This window comes from Salinibacterium sp. UTAS2018 (assembly GCF_004118935.1).
Classification (GTDB): domain Bacteria; phylum Actinomycetota; class Actinomycetes; order Actinomycetales; family Microbacteriaceae; genus Rhodoglobus.
Genome location: NZ_CP035375.1, coordinates 889,397 through 905,266, shown reverse-complemented (window position 1 = coordinate 905,266; position 15,870 = coordinate 889,397). Strand labels below are relative to the sequence as shown.

12 protein-coding genes and 2 tRNA genes are annotated in these 15,870 nt (G+C 63.1%); 9 read left to right on the top strand and 5 right to left on the bottom strand.

Annotated elements, in window-relative coordinates; translation table 11 throughout:
- Positions 1–90 precede the first annotated feature (90 nt).
- The 3 genes from ESZ53_RS04270 (at position 91) to ESZ53_RS04260 (ending at position 3,163) form a co-directional block, all read left to right on the top strand.
- The gene (locus ESZ53_RS04270) at positions 91–579 is read left to right on the top strand and encodes a ribose-5-phosphate isomerase (protein WP_129071695.1); all 489 of its coding nucleotides are present in this window, start codon (positions 91–93) and stop codon (positions 577–579) included.
- Positions 579–1,631, top strand: coding sequence for an Fpg/Nei family DNA glycosylase (locus tag ESZ53_RS04265; RefSeq protein ID WP_129071694.1), 1,053 nt, complete (start codon positions 579–581; stop codon positions 1,629–1,631). Before ESZ53_RS04270 ends, ESZ53_RS04265 begins: the two co-directional genes overlap by 1 nt.
- Before the next feature lie 71 nt (positions 1,632–1,702).
- Entirely contained in the window at positions 1,703–3,163 is a 1,461-nt protein-coding gene (locus tag ESZ53_RS04260; protein WP_129071693.1) for an amidohydrolase, read from the top strand.
- Between the two features lie 50 nt (positions 3,164–3,213).
- Here ESZ53_RS04260 and ESZ53_RS04255 read toward each other — a convergent pair whose 3' ends face one another.
- Positions 3,214–3,702 carry a Dps family protein gene (locus ESZ53_RS04255; RefSeq protein WP_129071692.1) on the bottom strand — a complete coding sequence of 163 codons (489 nt, stop codon included), beginning with the start codon at positions 3,700–3,702 and terminating at the stop codon, positions 3,214–3,216.
- A gap of 217 nt (positions 3,703–3,919) precedes the next feature.
- Here ESZ53_RS04255 and ESZ53_RS04250 point away from each other — a divergent pair, with 217 nt between their 5' ends.
- Both ESZ53_RS04250 and ESZ53_RS04245 read left to right on the top strand, forming a co-directional pair.
- Complete coding sequence (locus ESZ53_RS04250; RefSeq protein WP_129071691.1) at positions 3,920–5,290, top strand: sensor histidine kinase; 1,371 nt, start codon at positions 3,920–3,922, stop codon at positions 5,288–5,290.
- 10 nt (positions 5,291–5,300) lie between these two features.
- Positions 5,301–5,948: a response regulator transcription factor gene (locus tag ESZ53_RS04245; protein ID WP_129071690.1), complete on the top strand. Its 648-nt coding sequence runs from the start codon at positions 5,301–5,303 to the stop codon at positions 5,946–5,948.
- Between the two features lie 2 nt (positions 5,949–5,950).
- Here the strand turns inward: ESZ53_RS04245 and ESZ53_RS04240 are convergent, their stop codons facing one another.
- Together ESZ53_RS04240 and ESZ53_RS04235 are read right to left on the bottom strand one after the other, a co-directional pair.
- The gene (locus ESZ53_RS04240) at positions 5,951–11,428 is read right to left on the bottom strand and encodes an SCO7613 C-terminal domain-containing membrane protein (RefSeq protein ID WP_129071689.1); all 5,478 of its coding nucleotides are present in this window, start codon (positions 11,426–11,428) and stop codon (positions 5,951–5,953) included.
- Positions 11,429–11,479: 51 nt separating this feature from the next.
- On the bottom strand, positions 11,480–11,665 hold the full coding sequence (locus ESZ53_RS04235) for a DUF2510 domain-containing protein (RefSeq protein ID WP_129071688.1): 186 nt from the start codon (positions 11,663–11,665) through the stop codon (positions 11,480–11,482).
- Between the two features lie 188 nt (positions 11,666–11,853).
- Here ESZ53_RS04235 and ESZ53_RS14300 point away from each other — a divergent pair, with 188 nt between their 5' ends.
- Complete coding sequence (locus ESZ53_RS14300; protein WP_168187183.1) at positions 11,854–12,027, top strand: hypothetical protein; 174 nt, start codon at positions 11,854–11,856, stop codon at positions 12,025–12,027.
- A gap of 66 nt (positions 12,028–12,093) precedes the next feature.
- A complete protein-coding gene (locus tag ESZ53_RS04230; RefSeq protein ID WP_246837379.1) occupies positions 12,094–12,945 on the top strand; it encodes an alpha/beta hydrolase fold domain-containing protein in 852 nt (283 codons plus the stop codon).
- Between the two features lie 93 nt (positions 12,946–13,038).
- On the opposite strand, the gene ESZ53_RS04225 is transcribed toward ESZ53_RS04230, so the two are convergent.
- Positions 13,039–13,112, bottom strand: a tRNA-Gly gene (locus tag ESZ53_RS04225).
- Positions 13,113–13,368: 256 nt separating this feature from the next.
- On the opposite strand from ESZ53_RS04225, the gene ESZ53_RS04220 reads away from it, so the two are divergent.
- Positions 13,369–13,442, top strand: a tRNA-Pro gene (locus tag ESZ53_RS04220).
- Between the two features lie 35 nt (positions 13,443–13,477).
- On the top strand, positions 13,478–14,809 hold the full coding sequence (tig, locus tag ESZ53_RS04215; RefSeq protein WP_168187182.1) for a trigger factor: 1,332 nt from the start codon (positions 13,478–13,480) through the stop codon (positions 14,807–14,809).
- Positions 14,810–14,879: 70 nt separating this feature from the next.
- Here the strand turns inward: tig and ESZ53_RS04210 are convergent, their stop codons facing one another.
- Positions 14,880–15,836: a nucleoside hydrolase gene (locus ESZ53_RS04210; protein WP_129071686.1), complete on the bottom strand. Its 957-nt coding sequence runs from the start codon at positions 15,834–15,836 to the stop codon at positions 14,880–14,882.
- Between the last annotated feature and the right edge of the window lie 34 nt (positions 15,837–15,870).

The following is a 15,870-nucleotide window of genomic DNA, read 5'->3' as shown; positions in this document are numbered from 1 at the left end:
TTGGGGCGGTTTGTGACCGCACCTACCTACCTTATGCCGCACCCCGGCAATGTAACCACTGGCGTTCACAGGCAACCGTAGACTGGAGGAATGCGCATCCATATCGCCACCGATCACGCCGGCCTTGAGTTCAGTGCCACCCTGCAGGAGCACCTCACCGCGGCGGGCCACCAGGTCATCGACCATGGCCCCGTTGCCTACGACGCTCTGGACGATTACCCCGGTTTCTGCATTGCCGCAGCCCGCGCGGTCGCGGCAGATCAGACGGCCGGTATCGAGTCGCTCGGTGTTGTCTTCGGAGGCTCCGGTAACGGTGAGCAGATTGCCGCGAACAAGGTCGTGGGCATCCGCGCCGCCCTCGTCTGGAACGACTCGACCGCCGTTCTGGCCCGCCAGCACAACGACGCCAACGTCATCTCTATTGGTGCCCGCCAGCACACCGTTGACGAAGCCACGCGCTTCATCGACCTCTTCATCGCGGAACCCTTCTCGGGTGACGAGCGTCACTCTCGCCGCATCGCGCAGCTCGCCGAATACGAGACCACCGGCGCTATCGCAGCGCACCCCTTCGCTCTCTAATGCCTGAGGGGCATTCCGTACATCGCATTGCGCGCCAGTTCGCGCTGCACTTCGTCGGCAAAACCGTCGCAGTGTCGTCTCCGCAAGGCCGCTTCGCCGCGGGAGCCGAACGTATCGATGGACTGCGGATGCTCAGCGCCAAAGCCGTGGGCAAGCAGATGTTCCTCGAATTCGAGCACGACCGCTGGCTGCGCGTGCACCTCGGGCTCTACGGAGCCTGGGATTTCGCCGGTAATTTCACCGCCGACGCGACTACGGCATCGGCTGCCGGTCGCATGGGGCAGACCAACCAGCACGGCACGTTTGTGGATGGTGCGGATGCTGACGGCTCGGGCGAGCTGAGCAGTGCCGCCGCTGGCGCGGGTAACTCGGTCGTCGGCGAGCACGAAGATTCGCTCGCGAGCATCGGTGCCCCACGCCGCACCCGCTTGCGCATGTCGGAACAAGAGAAGGCCTCCGACGACGTCTCAGACTTTCCGCCCGAGCCCATTGGTGCCGTGCGCGTTCGCCTCCTCACAACAGACACGTGTGCTGACCTGCGCGGGCCGACTGCGTGCGAAGTGCTGAATCCCGATGAGGTGCAGGTCGCGCTCAACAAGCTTGGCCCCGACCCGCTCGTCGACGACAACGGCGAGGCCGAAGAGCGTTTCGTCGCTACCGTGCGCAAGAAGCAGACCGCGATTGGGCTGCTGCTCATGGATCAGTCGGTCGTCAGCGGCATCGGCAACGTGTACCGGGCAGAGATTTTGTTCCGCGCGCGCCTCGACCCGCACACGCCCGGCAAACTCATTCCCGAAGAACTCGTGCGCGAGTTGTGGCGAGACTGGGCCCACCTGCTCGAAATCGGTGTGCGTACCGGCCAGATGATGACCATGGAAGGTCTCACCGGCGACGACTACACGGCGGCGCTCGCGAGCCGGGATGACCGCCACTGGGTGTATCACCGCGAAGGCCTGCCCTGCCGGATCTGCGGCACGAACATCGCAATGGAACTTGCCTCGGCCCGCAAGCTGTACTGGTGCCCGAGCTGCCAAGCACCGCTCGGTAGTTAAGGTGCGTGCCTGCTCGCGGAGCGCGTACGCTAGCTCAGAACTGGCCGCAGAAATGACAAGGGCTCTACCGAGTGAAACTGACTAACGCGCGCATCGTCGGCGACGATGCCTCCGCCCTGGTCGATGTCACCCTCACTGAGGGGCGCATCTCCGCAATCGAGCCCCACCAGCGGTCAGCAGATGCCGCTGGCGTCGCTGCTGCCGACCACGACGTCATCGACCTCGACGGCCGCTGGATCATGCCCGGCCTCTGGGATCAGCACGTGCACTCCAGCATGTGGGCGCAGCAATCGCAGCGCATCGACCTCAGCCATACGACCTCGGCCACTGAAGTCGCCGTCACTCTCGCTACTTCGGTTTTGCCGCAGTCGGAGGGCATCATCGTCGGCCAAGGTTTCCGCGATGCCCTGTGGCCCGACCAGCCCACCCGCGCCCTGCTCGACTCGGCCGTCTCTGACATCGCCGTCGTTCTTGTCAGTGGCGACCTGCACTCCTGCTGGCTCAACAGCCTCGCGCTCGAGCGTTTCGGTTTCTACGATCACCCCACCGGGTTCTTGCGCGAAGAGGAAGCGTTCGCGGTCGGCAGCGCCCTGAGCCGGGTTGAACCCGAGATTCTCGACGAGTGGATCCACGCCAGCGCGCGCGAGGCAGCATCCCGTGGCGTTGTCGGCATCGTCGACCTCGAAATGACGTGGGAGTTCGAGAACTGGCAGCGTCGCATGCTGCACGGCTTCGATCTGTTCCGCGTGCGCGTGGGCGTCTACCCGCGCTTCTTAGAACGCGCGATTTTCGAAGGACTCGCGACCGGGCAACGGCTCGCGCCGCTGCTCGAAGTCGGCCCGTTCAAGATCATCACCGACGGCTCGCTCAACACCCGCACCGCGTATTGCGCTGAGTCCTACCCGGGCGAGCCGCACAACAGGGGAGTGCTCAACATCCCCACCGACGAACTGATCGAGTGGATTCGCACCGCCAGCAACGCCGGCCTCTCGCCGGCCGTTCACGCCATCGGCGACGACGCCAACACGCTTGCTCTCGACGCCTTCGAAGCGGTCGGATGCCGTGGCCGCATCGAGCACGCCCAGTTGCTTTCCGCAACCGACCTGCCTCGTTTCGCCGCTCTCGGCATTGCTGCGAGCGTGCAGCCCGAACACGCCATGGACGACCGTGACGTAGCGGACGCGCTCTGGCCCGGACGTAACGACCGCAGCATTGCGCTGCGCGCAATGCTCGATTCTGGCGTTGAGCTACTCATGGGTTCGGATGCTCCCGTGGCTCCGCTCGACCCGTGGGCGGCAATCGCGTCAGCCGTGAGCCGCAGCCGCGATGGGCGCGAGCCGTGGCATCCCGAACAGTGCATCACCGTTGCCGAAGCGCTGCAGGCATCCGTGCAATCGAGCATTGCGGTCGGGGAAGTCGCCGACATCGTCGTGACACGCAAAAACCCGCTCGACTGCAGCGGTGAAGAGCTGCGATCGATGCGGGTTGACGCCACGATTCTGGCGGGTCGCTTCACTCACAACAAGCTGTAGCTACAGCTCAGCGCACGCGAAGCGACCACCCGAAAAGTTACGCGCGAAAGTTACTTCGTGGCGAGGTGAGCGAAGAGGAACCAGCGGTCCTTCTCAAGCCCACGAGCGATCTCGATCGCTACATCTTCGCTGACTTTGTCGAGCTCGCCGAGCTCGTCAACGGCGGTGCGAACGGTCACGAGCGTGGCGTCAATCGCAGCGATTACTTCTGCGATAACGTCATCGGCCTGCTGAAAGCCAGCGGTCATGCTCGGGGTCGTTGCCTTAGCGCCGACGGTCTGCGTGCGTGCGTCGATCGGAAGTCCGAGAGCAACAACGCGCTCTGCGGCCGTGTCAGCCCAGTCACGGGCGTGGTCGACGATCACGTCGAGAAGTTCGTGGATGGCTTGGAAGTTCGCGCCGCGAACGTGCCAGTGTGCCTGCTTGCCGTCAATCGACAGGGCCGTGAGGTCGGTGACGACCGGGCCGAGGAACTGGGCAACACCCGAGGTGACATCAGGGTCAGCTGAGGTCTGCGGAACTGCTTTAATTTCGGTCATTGTGTGCTCCTTCATTGTTCAACAGGTACAACGCTACGCAGCCCCAAAAATTTCACAAGCAAGCTGAGGCAACGCTAACCCGCCCGGAACACGCGCACGGGGGATATCCCCACTGCCACTTGGTGTGCATCCATGCTGGGTCGTTGGTCTGCTCTTCGCGATTCTGGATACACCACACATCCGCCCCGCCAATGCGCGAGACTGAAGCGAGAGAACCATGACTACAGACACCGTGACAAAACCCCGAAACCCGTATTGGCAGCTCTGGCGCACCACGCCCAAAGAGGTGCTCTACCTGATGTTGGGCTTCCCGCTGGCCATGACCGGTTTCGGCGTCGCCATCTCGCTCGTGGCCACCGGCATCGGCACGCTCGCCATCTTCCTCATCGGTTTCTTCGTGATGATTCTTGCCTTGTACGTGGGCCGCGGCTTCGGTCTCGCTCACGTCAACCTCTTGGAATGGGCTGGCCGCGCCAAGATCCAGCGGCCCGACTGGCAGGATGATCGTGCTGCCACTGGATTCGGTGGCTGGATCTCGGCAACCCTCGGTAACGCCCACTACTGGCTCTACCTTCTGCACACGCTCATCCTGAGCTTCGTGCTCACGCTCATCACGTGGACACTCTCGATCGGGTGGCTCAGCGTCGGGCTGACGGGAATCTCCGCCTGGTTCCTCGATGGCGAAGTTCAGACGGGTGATCCCGACTGGTCGCTCGGTGCCTGGTTCTTCGGCCTGTTCGGGGTCAACACCGCCAGTTGGAACCTCGAAATCGCCGACAACATCGTGGCGTTTATCATCGGTCTCATCTTCATCGCGACGCTTCCATTCGTGACTCGCGGTCTGGTCATGACCCACTGGTGGCTTGCCCGTGCCCTTCTCTCCTCGTTCAAGTCAGATGGTCTGCGCCGCGAAGTGCAGTCCCTCGAAGAATCGCGCGGCGCTGCTCTCTCGGCAGAAGGTCACTCGCTTCGACGCCTTGAGCGTGACATCCACGACGGCCCGCAGCAGCGCCTCGTGCGACTGCAGATGGATCTCGCCGCGGCCGAGCGCCAACTCGATGTCGACCCCGAGAAGGCGCGCCAACTGTTGTCCGAAGCGCGAGCGCAATCCGCTGAGGCTTTGGAAGAACTGCGTGCGCTCTCTCGTGGATTCGCCCCGCCGCTACTGTTGGATCGCGGTCTGGTCGCAGCGCTCGATTCCGTGGCGACCCGCGCGGCGGTGCCGACGACCCTCACCTCTGAGTTGCCCGAAGCGTTCGTGCTGCCCGGCGAGGTCGAGCGCGCGTCGTACTTCGTCGTCGCCGAACTGCTCACCAACGTCGCGAAGCATGCGGGTGCGCAGCACGCCGAAGTTCAGCTTTCTGTCGAGCACGCCGACGATCGTTCATGGCTGCTCGTGCAGGTATCGGATGACGGTCAGGGTGGCGCTGCAGTGCTCGCCGACCACGGTCTCGCGGGTATCGAAGAACGCGTCCGCGGAGTCGGCGGGCGTCTGGAGATCGACAGCCCCGCTGGCGGTCCGACCGCGATAACGGCGCGGTTGCCCTTGCCGAAGGCCAGTGCAGAGCGGGCGCCCGTTGCCCTCTAGTCTTAAGCGCATGAGCCCTTTGCGAGTTGCTGTTGCCGATGATTCGGTACTGCTGCGCGAAGGGCTCGTGCGTGTGCTCATTGAAGCCGGTTTCGATGTTGTCGGTTCGTTCGGAGACGCGGATGAACTGCTCGCGAACCTCGACGACTGCGCGCCCGAGCTGGTCGTGCTCGATGTGCGCATGCCGCCCACGTTTCGGGATGAGGGAGTGCGCGCCGCGATTCGCTTGCGCGAACTCCGTCCCCAGATCGGCATCCTCCTGCTCTCGCAGTACGTCGAAGTTGTGTACGCGCAAGAGCTTCTGTCGTCGGGTCGCGGCGGCGTTGGCTATCTGCTGAAAGATCGCGTCGCATCGCTTTCGGAGCTTCAGGATGCCGTTGAACGAATCTCCGCCGGCAGCACTGTGCTTGACCCCGAGGTTGTCGCGCAACTGGTGGGCCGTCGTCAAGACCCGCTGATGTCGCTCACTCCGCGAGAGCACGAGGTCATGACCCTCGTCGCAGAAGGCCGCACCAACGCTGCTATTGCCAAGCAACTCGTGATCGGCGTGGGCGCGGTGGAGAAGAACGTGACCGCGATCTTCCAGAAGCTCAACCTCGAAGACTCCGGCAGCGACCACCGCCGCGTTCTTGCCGTGCTCACCTGGTTGCAGCGCTAGCGCTAGCGCAACTCGCTGAACTTCGTGTTGAGAGTCTTGAAGTCTCGGATGCGTCGCTCCAGCGTGATGCCGAGGAACAGCACGATTGCGCCTCCGATAACGGCCCAGAGCCACCATGATGTGAGCTGGTAGAGGCTGACGATCGCGGGAGCGAAGGTGTGGATCGCGTGGATCAGAACGACGATTGTTGCGATGAGTAGCGGCGCTTTCAGCTTGAGCCACGTGCCGACCACAATCATCACCACGGAGACAATACCGAGGACGACGATACGCCAGGCAGTGTCGGCATCCGCGCTGTCAACGAACGTCGCTATCAGGCTCGGCACCAGCGTGATGATCAGCCCGGGGCTCAGCCAGCGCATGCTGCGCGCCTGGGCATCACGAGACATCCGGATGCCGCCGTAAGCCAACAGCGCAACACCGAGAATCGTGGTGACCCATTCAATCGGCTGCACGACGTTGGCGAAGAATGCGAGTGCGCCGACCATGCTGGCGAGACCGAATGCGAGGTAACTCATTCGGTGGGTGAGGGGGCGGGTCGACGCTCGAGCGGTGAGCACAAGCAGTGTTCCGCCAAGGGCTACGAGAGCGATCACGCGGATGGTATCGAGCGGCGCATCGCGGTAACCAGCGTCGAGTAGGGCGAGAGTTTCGATTCCGTACAGCAGCACGATCGCGCTGCCGAGCAGCACTTCGCTCAGCACGGACCATCGTGGCCGGTCGTCGCTGCGCGACAGCACTGAGGCTGCGGCCCCGAAGCTGGCGAGAGCCAGAATGGCAACGGCTCCGAGGAGCCATGAGTCGAGTTCGGGGAGTGCGCTGCGGCTCTCAACGATCAGCACTATGGCGCGCGAGGCGGTGGCGGTCACGAGGCCGATTGCGGCGGCGATGGCGGCGACACCCCAGAAATCGACCAGGGGTCGTGGTGGCTCCACGAACGCTGCCGCAAGGAGAAGTGCCCCGCAGAGTCCCGCGATCACGAGGGTGCGCAGCCCCTCGCCGCTCGCAGCGTTGAGAGACAGCGGCAGGATCGCGATGAGCAGTCCCGCGAGCGTGATGGCGGGAGCGGAACTGAGCCGTGTCTCGCGCAGTTCGGCGCGGGCGATGAAGATGCCGAGCACCACGACGAGAGCTGCCAGCGGTAAGACGTAGGCCTCCAGCGCCTCGACGCGAGATTGATCGAGTCGTTGCCACAGCGCCCACGTTGCGAAAGCAACAGCCGCCCAGATGATGTGTCGTCGCTGCGAACGTGAACCGAAAACACCGTCGCGAGTGATCGAACTGAAAAGCAGGGCGATGGAGAGCAGCAGGGGGATCAGCCACTGGGTGGGGGAGACCGCCATAACGGTAGCTGTGATCGTGATCGCACCGACGGCGAGAGCGCTGATCTCGCTCGCGCGACGAACTGAGGCCTGATGGCCTCGCAATCGCAGCACCATGCTGAGCGCTCCGACGAGAACCGCCGCCGTCGCGGGGGAGAGTTCGAGCACGACAGCAGGAGCCGCGCTCAGTCGCACGACGCTGTCGAGTAGCCACGCTACGGCTGGCGCCAGCACTGCCGCAGCGGCGGTAGCGACGACACGGCGATCGGCAGCACCGCGAGCGAACATCGTGAATCCCAGCGCGGCAACGACTGCGAGCGACACGATGGCGTTGATCACGGTCACGTCGAGCGAGAACGCGTTCACAGAGGCTGACGGAGCGCTCACCGCCGCGGGCCAGAGAGTAGCCGCGGCGATGACGAGCAGGCTGAACCCCGTCCACCAAAGGGTGGGAGTTTCGCGTGGGGGCAGCTCGCCGGAGAGTAGGAGGAGGGATCGTGCAATCACGCCGATTCCGATGATCGAGGCGGTCACTGCCAGCTCGAGGGGGCTGTTCACGCCGAGCGCATACGCCGCGAGGGCGAGCGCAGCCGCGAGGGTGAGCGCCACGTAGCTCACAGCCCGCGTAAGCGGTGCCGAGTCGAATCGAGCATTGACGACGCTCAGGGCCGCGCCGAACGTGACGAGTGCGATCACTCGAATGTCATTGGCAGCAGCGGATGCTCCCACGACGGTGACAACAACAATGATCTCAGTGATGAAGAGCAGAACGAGGCCAGTGCTGAGTAGCAGCGGGCCGGTTTTTGCCCACCGGGTGCCGAGGGCTCCCGACGAGAACCCGCGCCGAGCGACGCCCCAACTTGCGATAGCGATGATGCCGAATGCCATAAGAACGAGGGGTTCGCCGGTGGCGAGCGTCGCGGCGCCAGCGTCGACGGAATAGAGCGTTCGCGAGGCAGTAGCGGTGACAATGCCGGCGGTGGCCGCGATAATGGCAATGCCCCAGAACCCGAGGAGACCGGCGCGCGGCGTCGTGTACGCGGCGGCGATCAGTAAGGCAGCGCTGAGCGCCGCGATGATGATCGTATCGATGACCGGTCCGCCCGCAGCGTTGAGAGCCAGCGGAATGACCGCAATCAGAAGCCCCACAAGGGCAATGTAGGGGCTCGACCGCACGAGGCTCTCGCGCAACTCTGCGCGAGCCGTGAAGAATGCAATGCCGAGCACCGCGGCAGCGAGCGGGAGCAGGTACGCCTCGAGCGCATCAACGCTGGCTTGGTCGAGGCGCAGCCAGAGCGACCACGTGCCAAAGGCAACAGCGGCCCAGATTGCGAAGCGACGGAGCGAGCGGGATCCGAAGATGCCGTCGGCGGAGATCGACGTCAGCAGCAGGGTTATCGAGACGAGGAGGGCAATCAACCAGTGAGTGCTGAGCGGCTGCACGATCGCACCCAGGGTGGTGATCGCCGCGACAAGGAGCGCGCTCAATTCGCTGACCAGTCGAACACGAGGGTGCTGCTGGCGTACTCGCAGAGTCATGCTGAGCGCACCCACGAGAACGGATGCGGTTGCCGGTGCAAGTTCGAGAGCTATCGAGCCGAGGCCGACAGCACGGCTCGCGCTATCAAGCGCCCAGACGAGGGAGGGCGCGAGGATGCCGGCGGCGACGAACCTTTCGGCCGTTCCCGTCGCTATGCCGAGGCGCAGCATTGTGGCGGCGAGTGCTGCGACAAAAACGGTAGCGACAATAAAGCTGACGATGGTGAGATCGAGCGCGAGCGGGGCATCCGAGGTAGGAGCGCCTGAGAGGGTCGCGAGCCAGAGCACGGAGCCAGCGACGGCGGTCGTGACGAAGCCGATCCACCACAGCATCCGGAGTTCTAGGGCGTTGACTTCGCGCGTACGCGGCCACAGAGCTCGCGCCAGAATTGCGGACGCGAGGATGGCTACGGCGAGCCAAGATTCGAGGGCAGCGGGACGCGAAACTCCGAGACTGAGCTGCAGCTGCTCGCCGAAACCGGCCGCAGCCGAGAGGAGGGAGAATGCTGCTGCTCCCAGCATGGTGGCTCTGGTGGCTCGGTGAGTAACGAGGTAGCGCGCACCGGCGAGAACGATCGCAGAGCCCACGCTCGCGATGAGCCACGTGTCGTAGCTCGACCAGCCCGACAGATAGGCGAAAGCGAGGGACAAGAATCCACCGGCGGCGATAACGAGCACGCTCGCGCGCACTCCGACCTCTCGCCGTTGGCCGAACGCAATGAAGCCAGCGGCGGCCGTCGCGAGCACTAGCCACGTGATCACGGCGGCGAAGAGGGTACCGGCCAGGGGCGCGCTCACCGTGAGGGCGAGGCCTGCCGCAGCGAGAACGAAGGAGCGACGGCGGCGGAGTTGCTTGGTCGCCAACCAACCAATTGCCAGGACGGCTGGAACGCTCAGGAGAGCGAGCTGTGACCAACCAGCGTCGCTCAACAGGAAGGGGATGGAGCCGGGAGTAGTTGCACGTTGGGTCCAGCCATCGACGTGCTGCAGGGCATCCGTCAGGGAGACGAATAGAGGTGCGACGAGCGCAATAGCGGTAACAGCCCAGACTCCGAATGCTGCCCACGCTGTAGAGGCTCGGGCTGCTGCTCCCCAGAGCGCGCCGCTGCTTTCACTCAGGACCGCGAGCACCGTCAAGGTCGCGACCACGACCAGTACTCGGGGGCTTGCGGATGCCGCTGCGCTGTTAGCGTCGACCGTCTCGCTGAGTACTTGCCAGATACCGGTCGCAACCAGGATTCCGGATGCCGCAGCAAAGGCGTTGCGCACAATCGGATCGATTTGTGCGCGGTGAGCCGCAACAGCGTGGGCGACGCCGGTGGCGCCGAGAACGAGGAGCCAGAGAGCACTCCACACTCCGAACTCGGGGGCGGTCTGGCCGCTGGAGGGAATGACGGCGGTCACGACAGCCGTGATGGAGCCGACGGTGAGGGCGGAGAATGCGTAGACGATACCGGTGATGCGCTCGATCGCTCCGCGGTAGTTCTCGTGGCGCGCCGTGAGGTAGATCAGCGAGCCGGCAGCGAGAGCGGTCATGGGGAGTAAGACGGCCGCGCCGGAAACATTTCCGTCGGCAAGGCCGGCCGCGAGCAGTGCTACCCCGGGCGCGAAGGCGAGGTGCGCAAGCAAGCTGACGACGCGGAGCGAGCTTCGTCGGTGCCAGACCATGAAAGCCAGCGAGGCAATGATGATGGCACCGCCCCAGTAGGCACGTCCTGCGGCATCGCCGATGACGAGAAGCTCGTTCTCTCGTACCGCGTAAATGTCGAGGGTGATAAGCACGGCGGCGAGAGCCGACAGCGCTTCTGCCGTCGCTGAAAGCCCACGCTTTTTTACGAGAGAAGCGCCGACGATACTCGCAATCGTGACGGTCGCGATGATCGCTGAACGCCAGATCAAGCCAAAGCTGATGAAGGCGTAGATAAGGAAGAAGATCGCGCCCACAGAAAGCAGCGATACTCCCACGATCAGCAAGATCACTTGGATGCCGGCGTGCGTTCGTTCGGCAGGCGCAGGCGCTGGAATCGCCGACGCAGCTGCGGGTGCAGGAGCCGGAGCTGTCAGTGCAGCTTCCGGAGCAGTCAGCGCAGCAGGCATCGGGGTCACGGCATCGGCCACCGTGGAGGGGCTTGCGGCCGCAGCTGCAGTTGTGGCGGCGACAACAGGGGCCGGGGGAGTCCACGCGGCGGGATCAGTGGTGGTGTCCGTGGCAGCAGCAGCCTCGTGACCATGACGCTCGGTGTCATCGCGGTCGCTCGGCGCAATGTTCAGTGCGGCTAAGGCGCGCTCAGCTTGCTGAGCCCGAGCTTCGGCGGCCGCAGATTGCACTGCCTGCTGCCGTTCGCTCGCGATTCGTACCCGTTCGGCGGCAGTCTCGAAGCGAATCTTGCCGATGATTTCGAGCCGAGATTCGAGCAGGGCGGCAGCATCGAGGGAGTCTTCCCGCAGAAGGGATGCATCCGGGTGGTTCAGATCGAGCCCGCACTGCACACACACCGACGAGGGCGGTAGGGCTACAAAGCATGCCGGGCATCGCGTGGGATCAGTGAGATCTAACGGTCCGCGAGGAAACAGCACGTGGCCAACATGCTCAATGAAGGAACGCGCTGAACCGACCATCTCGTATGACTTCCTTTCGGGAGGAAGTCTCAGAGTAGCGGTGCGGAAAGACTAAGACGCGATGAGGCGCGAAAGTGTGGACTGTTGCTGGGTGTGGCCCTTTGCAGACTGAAGCTCGGGGCGCGGCTTTTCAAGGCGATTAGTCCAGACCTTGCCGTCCCACCAGCGCAGCAAGTGGCTGCCAGCGGGGTCCGGGTACCAGCCGAAGGGAGGAAGTTGAGTCGCAGTGTTAGACATCGGGGGAGTCCAAAGGTGCCCTGCCACCGGGGGCGATACGGGTGTGGCGTTCGATCCAGCCGCCGGAGGATCAGTTCGGGGGAGCGGCTAGTCCCCAGTATAGGGGACACGATTCCGTGATGACAAGGGGTTCCTGTCGTCGGCGAGGATGACGTCGCTGGGCCAGTGGGCGTGAGTAAGATGGAGTCGTGAACATTCTTGGTTTTGTAATCTCCTTCGTGCTCTTCGTGGGCGGCATTTACATGATGGGCGAAGCCTTCTACGTAGAGGGTCTTGAGTCAGTCGTGTTCATTGGCGGCCTTCTCGTCACCACTGCGGGAGTCTTCATCCCGATCCACGTGATGAAGCGCGTAGACAGCTAGATAGACATGGTGAGCCTTCTCGGCCGGCTCGCCCCTCTTGCGTTGACCCTGCGAGGGTCCAAACGCATGTTTAGCGATCCTGAGCGCACCCTTTCGCGGATCGCTGAGCTTCGCAGAAAACCAGCGTCATTCACCCCACCTCGGTCGCTTTCGCGTCACGTTGACGTGTCGTCTCGCGACGTGGGCGGTTGGCCCGTGTTCACCATCCGGCCCAAGACCCCTTCAGCTGCTGGCCACGTCGTCTACTTTCATGGCGGCAGCTACGTCTTTCAGATTGACCCCTTCCACTGGAAGCTCATCGCGCGATTGGTGCGCGCCACGGGAACAACATTTACCGTTCCGATCATGCCGCTGGCGCCCGACGGTCGTGCCTCTGTCGTTGTCGATCGAGCAGCAACGCTCGTTCAGTCTCTCGTCGCCGACGTCGGTGCCGAGAACGTCAGTGTGATGGGCGACTCTTCTGGTGGCGGGATGACGATGGCAGTGTCAATGGAGCTGCGAGACCGCAGACTCCCGCCGCTGCGCTCGATCGTGCTGATCGCGCCGTGGCTAGACATCAGCGGAACGGACCCGATGCTGGCGGAGATCGCGCCACGGGATCCGTGGCTTGCTGTGCCTGGCACGCATGCGGCCGGAGCGTTGTACCGCGCCGAGCTCGAAGAAGACGACTGGCGTGTGAGCCCCATCCATGGCGATCTCGCAGGCCTCGCGCCAATCACGGTCTTTACGGGAAGCCGCGACCTCGTGCATGCGGATGCTCTGCGCCTGCGCGATCGCGCCGAGAACGAGGGCATCGCTCTCGACTTTCACGTGGGCGAGGGCATGATCCACGACTACCCGCTGCTGCCGCTTCCCGAAGCTGCGGATGCTCGCTCCGTGATTGAGCGTGCCATTACCCGGAGTCCATCGACGAATTAGAGCGGGGCGCACACTGCTCAGCGCGCGCAGTAATCTGCGCTGCGAGTGTTAACGAACGAAGGCCGCCTCAGTGAGGCGGCCTTCGTTCTGTAGTGGAGGGGATACGGAGAATCGAACTCCGGTCATCAGTTTGGAAGACTGAGGCTTTACCATTAAGCTACATCCCCACTTGGCACCCGTTCGTGCTGTGTACCGAGGAATACTGTACCCGAAACCTGGCAAAGTGCGAACTCGAGATCGCTCACGGCGCAACTTCCCAATGATTTGCTGGGCGAATGCCTGATAAACATCGTGAACACGGTGCAAAAGACACTGATCTTGGGATCTCGTCAACATTCACCGCGCGCTCAGGCTAGACTTGCCGAGGCCAATTTTGTACCGGTATCGCAGTCTGATGCCGTGGCCATAAGAAACATGGCGCCCCGGGGCGTAGCTCAGCTTGGTAGAGCGCTCGGTTTGGGACCGAGAGGTCGCAGGTTCGAATCCTGTCGCCCCGACGAAATACACCATCGAATTACAGGAGATCCACGACGTGAAGACAACCGTTGAGAAGCTGAGCCCGACCCGCGTCAAGCTCAACATCTCGGTCACCCCCGAAGAACTCAAGCCGAGCATCGATCACGCGTATGGCCACATCGCCTCGCAGATCAACATCCCCGGCTTCCGTAAGGGAAAGGTGCCGCCGCAGCTGGTTGACCAGCGCGTTGGCCGCGAAGAGATCTTGAACCACGCCGTGAGCGATGGACTCGATGGTTTCTACCGCCAAGCCGTTACCGAGGAAGAGATTCGTGTTCTTGGTCGCCCCGAGGCAGACATTGTCACGTGGCCCGAGGTCAAGGACTTCAGCGGAGATCTGGTTCTCGCTATCGAGGTTGACGTTCGCCCCGAATTCGACATGCCCGCTTACGACGAACTCACCCTCACGGTTGACGAAGTCAAGGTATCTGCCGATGACGTGAAGGACGAGCTCGACACCTTGCGTGCCCGCTTCGGCACTCTCGTCACCGTTGACCGCCCCGCTAAGAAGGGCGACTTCGCTCAGCTCGACCTCGTTGCCAAGATCGGTGAGACCGAGGTTGACTCCGCGACAAGCATTTCGTACGAGCTCGGCTCAGGCGAACTGATCGAGGGCATCGACGAAGCGCTCGACTCGCTCAGCGGCGGAGAATCGACGACCTTCGAATCCGTACTGCTCGGTGGAGACCACGAGGGCGAGACCGCTGTCATCAGCGTGTCACTGCTCACCGTGAAGGAGCGCGAGCTTCCTGAGGCAGATGACGACTTCGCTCAGATGGCTAGCGAGTTCGACACCATCAAGGAACTCAAGGCAGACCTCAAGGACCAGATCAAGCGCTCCAAGGCATTCGGCCAGGGTGCTGAAGCTCGCGACCAGATCGTTGACGAACTGCTCAAGAACGTTGAAATCCCCGTTCCCGAGAAGCTCGTAGAAGACGAAGTTCACCGTCACCTCGAGAACGAGAACCGCCTCGAAGACGACGAGCACCGCGCCGAGGTCGTTATCGCTAGCGAGAAGACATTCCGTTCACAGATTCTGCTTGACTCGATCGTTGAGTCAGAAGAGATCAAGGTCAGCCAGGAAGAGCTCACCTCGTACCTCGTGCAGGGCGCGCAGCAGTACGGCATGGAGCCCGGCGAGTTCATCCAGATTCTGGACAAGAACGGCCAGATTCCCGCTATGGTCGCCGAGGTCGCTCGCAGCAAGGCTCTCGCAGTCGTGCTCAGCAAGGCCAAGGTTGTTGACACTGCAGGCAAGTCGGTAGATGTCTCGGCATTCACTGCGATCGCTAACCCGGAAGCCGCTGAAGAGGTCGTCGCAGACGACGTCGCTAGCGACGAAGCCTAAGCCACACCGTTTTATCCCTCACGGCCGACTAGTTATCTAGTCGGCCGTGAGGTCGTTAAGGCCTAAAACGTTAGCGTGTGATTGTGTCGACAAAGAGCCGGGCGTAGCGGGCGCTGTCGACACCGAGGGCGACATCGATGCGGCGAAAGTTGTCATCGCCGGCGCGGTCTTGTTCGTGCCCAGCGGTGCGGTGGTCGACCACGGTTTGTCCGCGAGTGAGCGGGTCGGCCAAGCTGACGCGCACCGGCAAGTGCGATGTTGTGAGGCCGTCAGGGGCGATGGCGGCGCATACCGCTCCCGCATCACCAATATCTCCATGCCCATCGCCGGCAACGCGAACCTCGCCGCCCTTCACCGTTACGAGGTACTGGAGCAGGCGGCCGGCGAGCTGTGTTCCGGGCTCTGCAGAGGCAGCGAGGGTGGCGATTTCAGAAGGGGCAATGGTAACGGCATAGAAGACATCCAAGCCGTACATCGTGATCGGAACCCCGGCGGTGAGCACGATCTCCGCGGCCTCGGGATCGTGCCAAGTGTTGAACTCAGCAACGGCAGTCGCATTGCCAACGGACGCGGAGCCGCCCATGAACACAATGCGCTCGACATTGGCGAGCACCTCTGGATAGGTTCGCACTAAAAGAGCGATGTTCGTCATCGGTGCAAGAGGAACAAGAGTGACCGGAGTGGGGCTCGCCAGAATTTCGCGTCGTAACAGTTCAATCGCATGAAGAGGGACGACCTGGCGAGTAGAGGTGGGCAGACCGAGATCGGCGAGCCCATCCGTGCCATGAACGTGAGCGGCCGGATGCGCGGCCGCGAGTAACGGGCGGCTGGCGCCCGCGGCTACCGGAACGTCACCGGCTCCGGCAGCATCCAGAACATTGAGAGTGTTGCGCACAACTTGGTCAAGGCTCGCGTTGCCCGCAACGCACGTGACTGCCCGCAGATTGACGCCGGGGTGTCGCACCGCCAGCATCAGCGCAAGCGCATCGTCGATACCAGTGTCAACGTCAAGAATCATCTGCTGCATGCGGCCATGCTATTACCGCTGGAGCACTCACCCT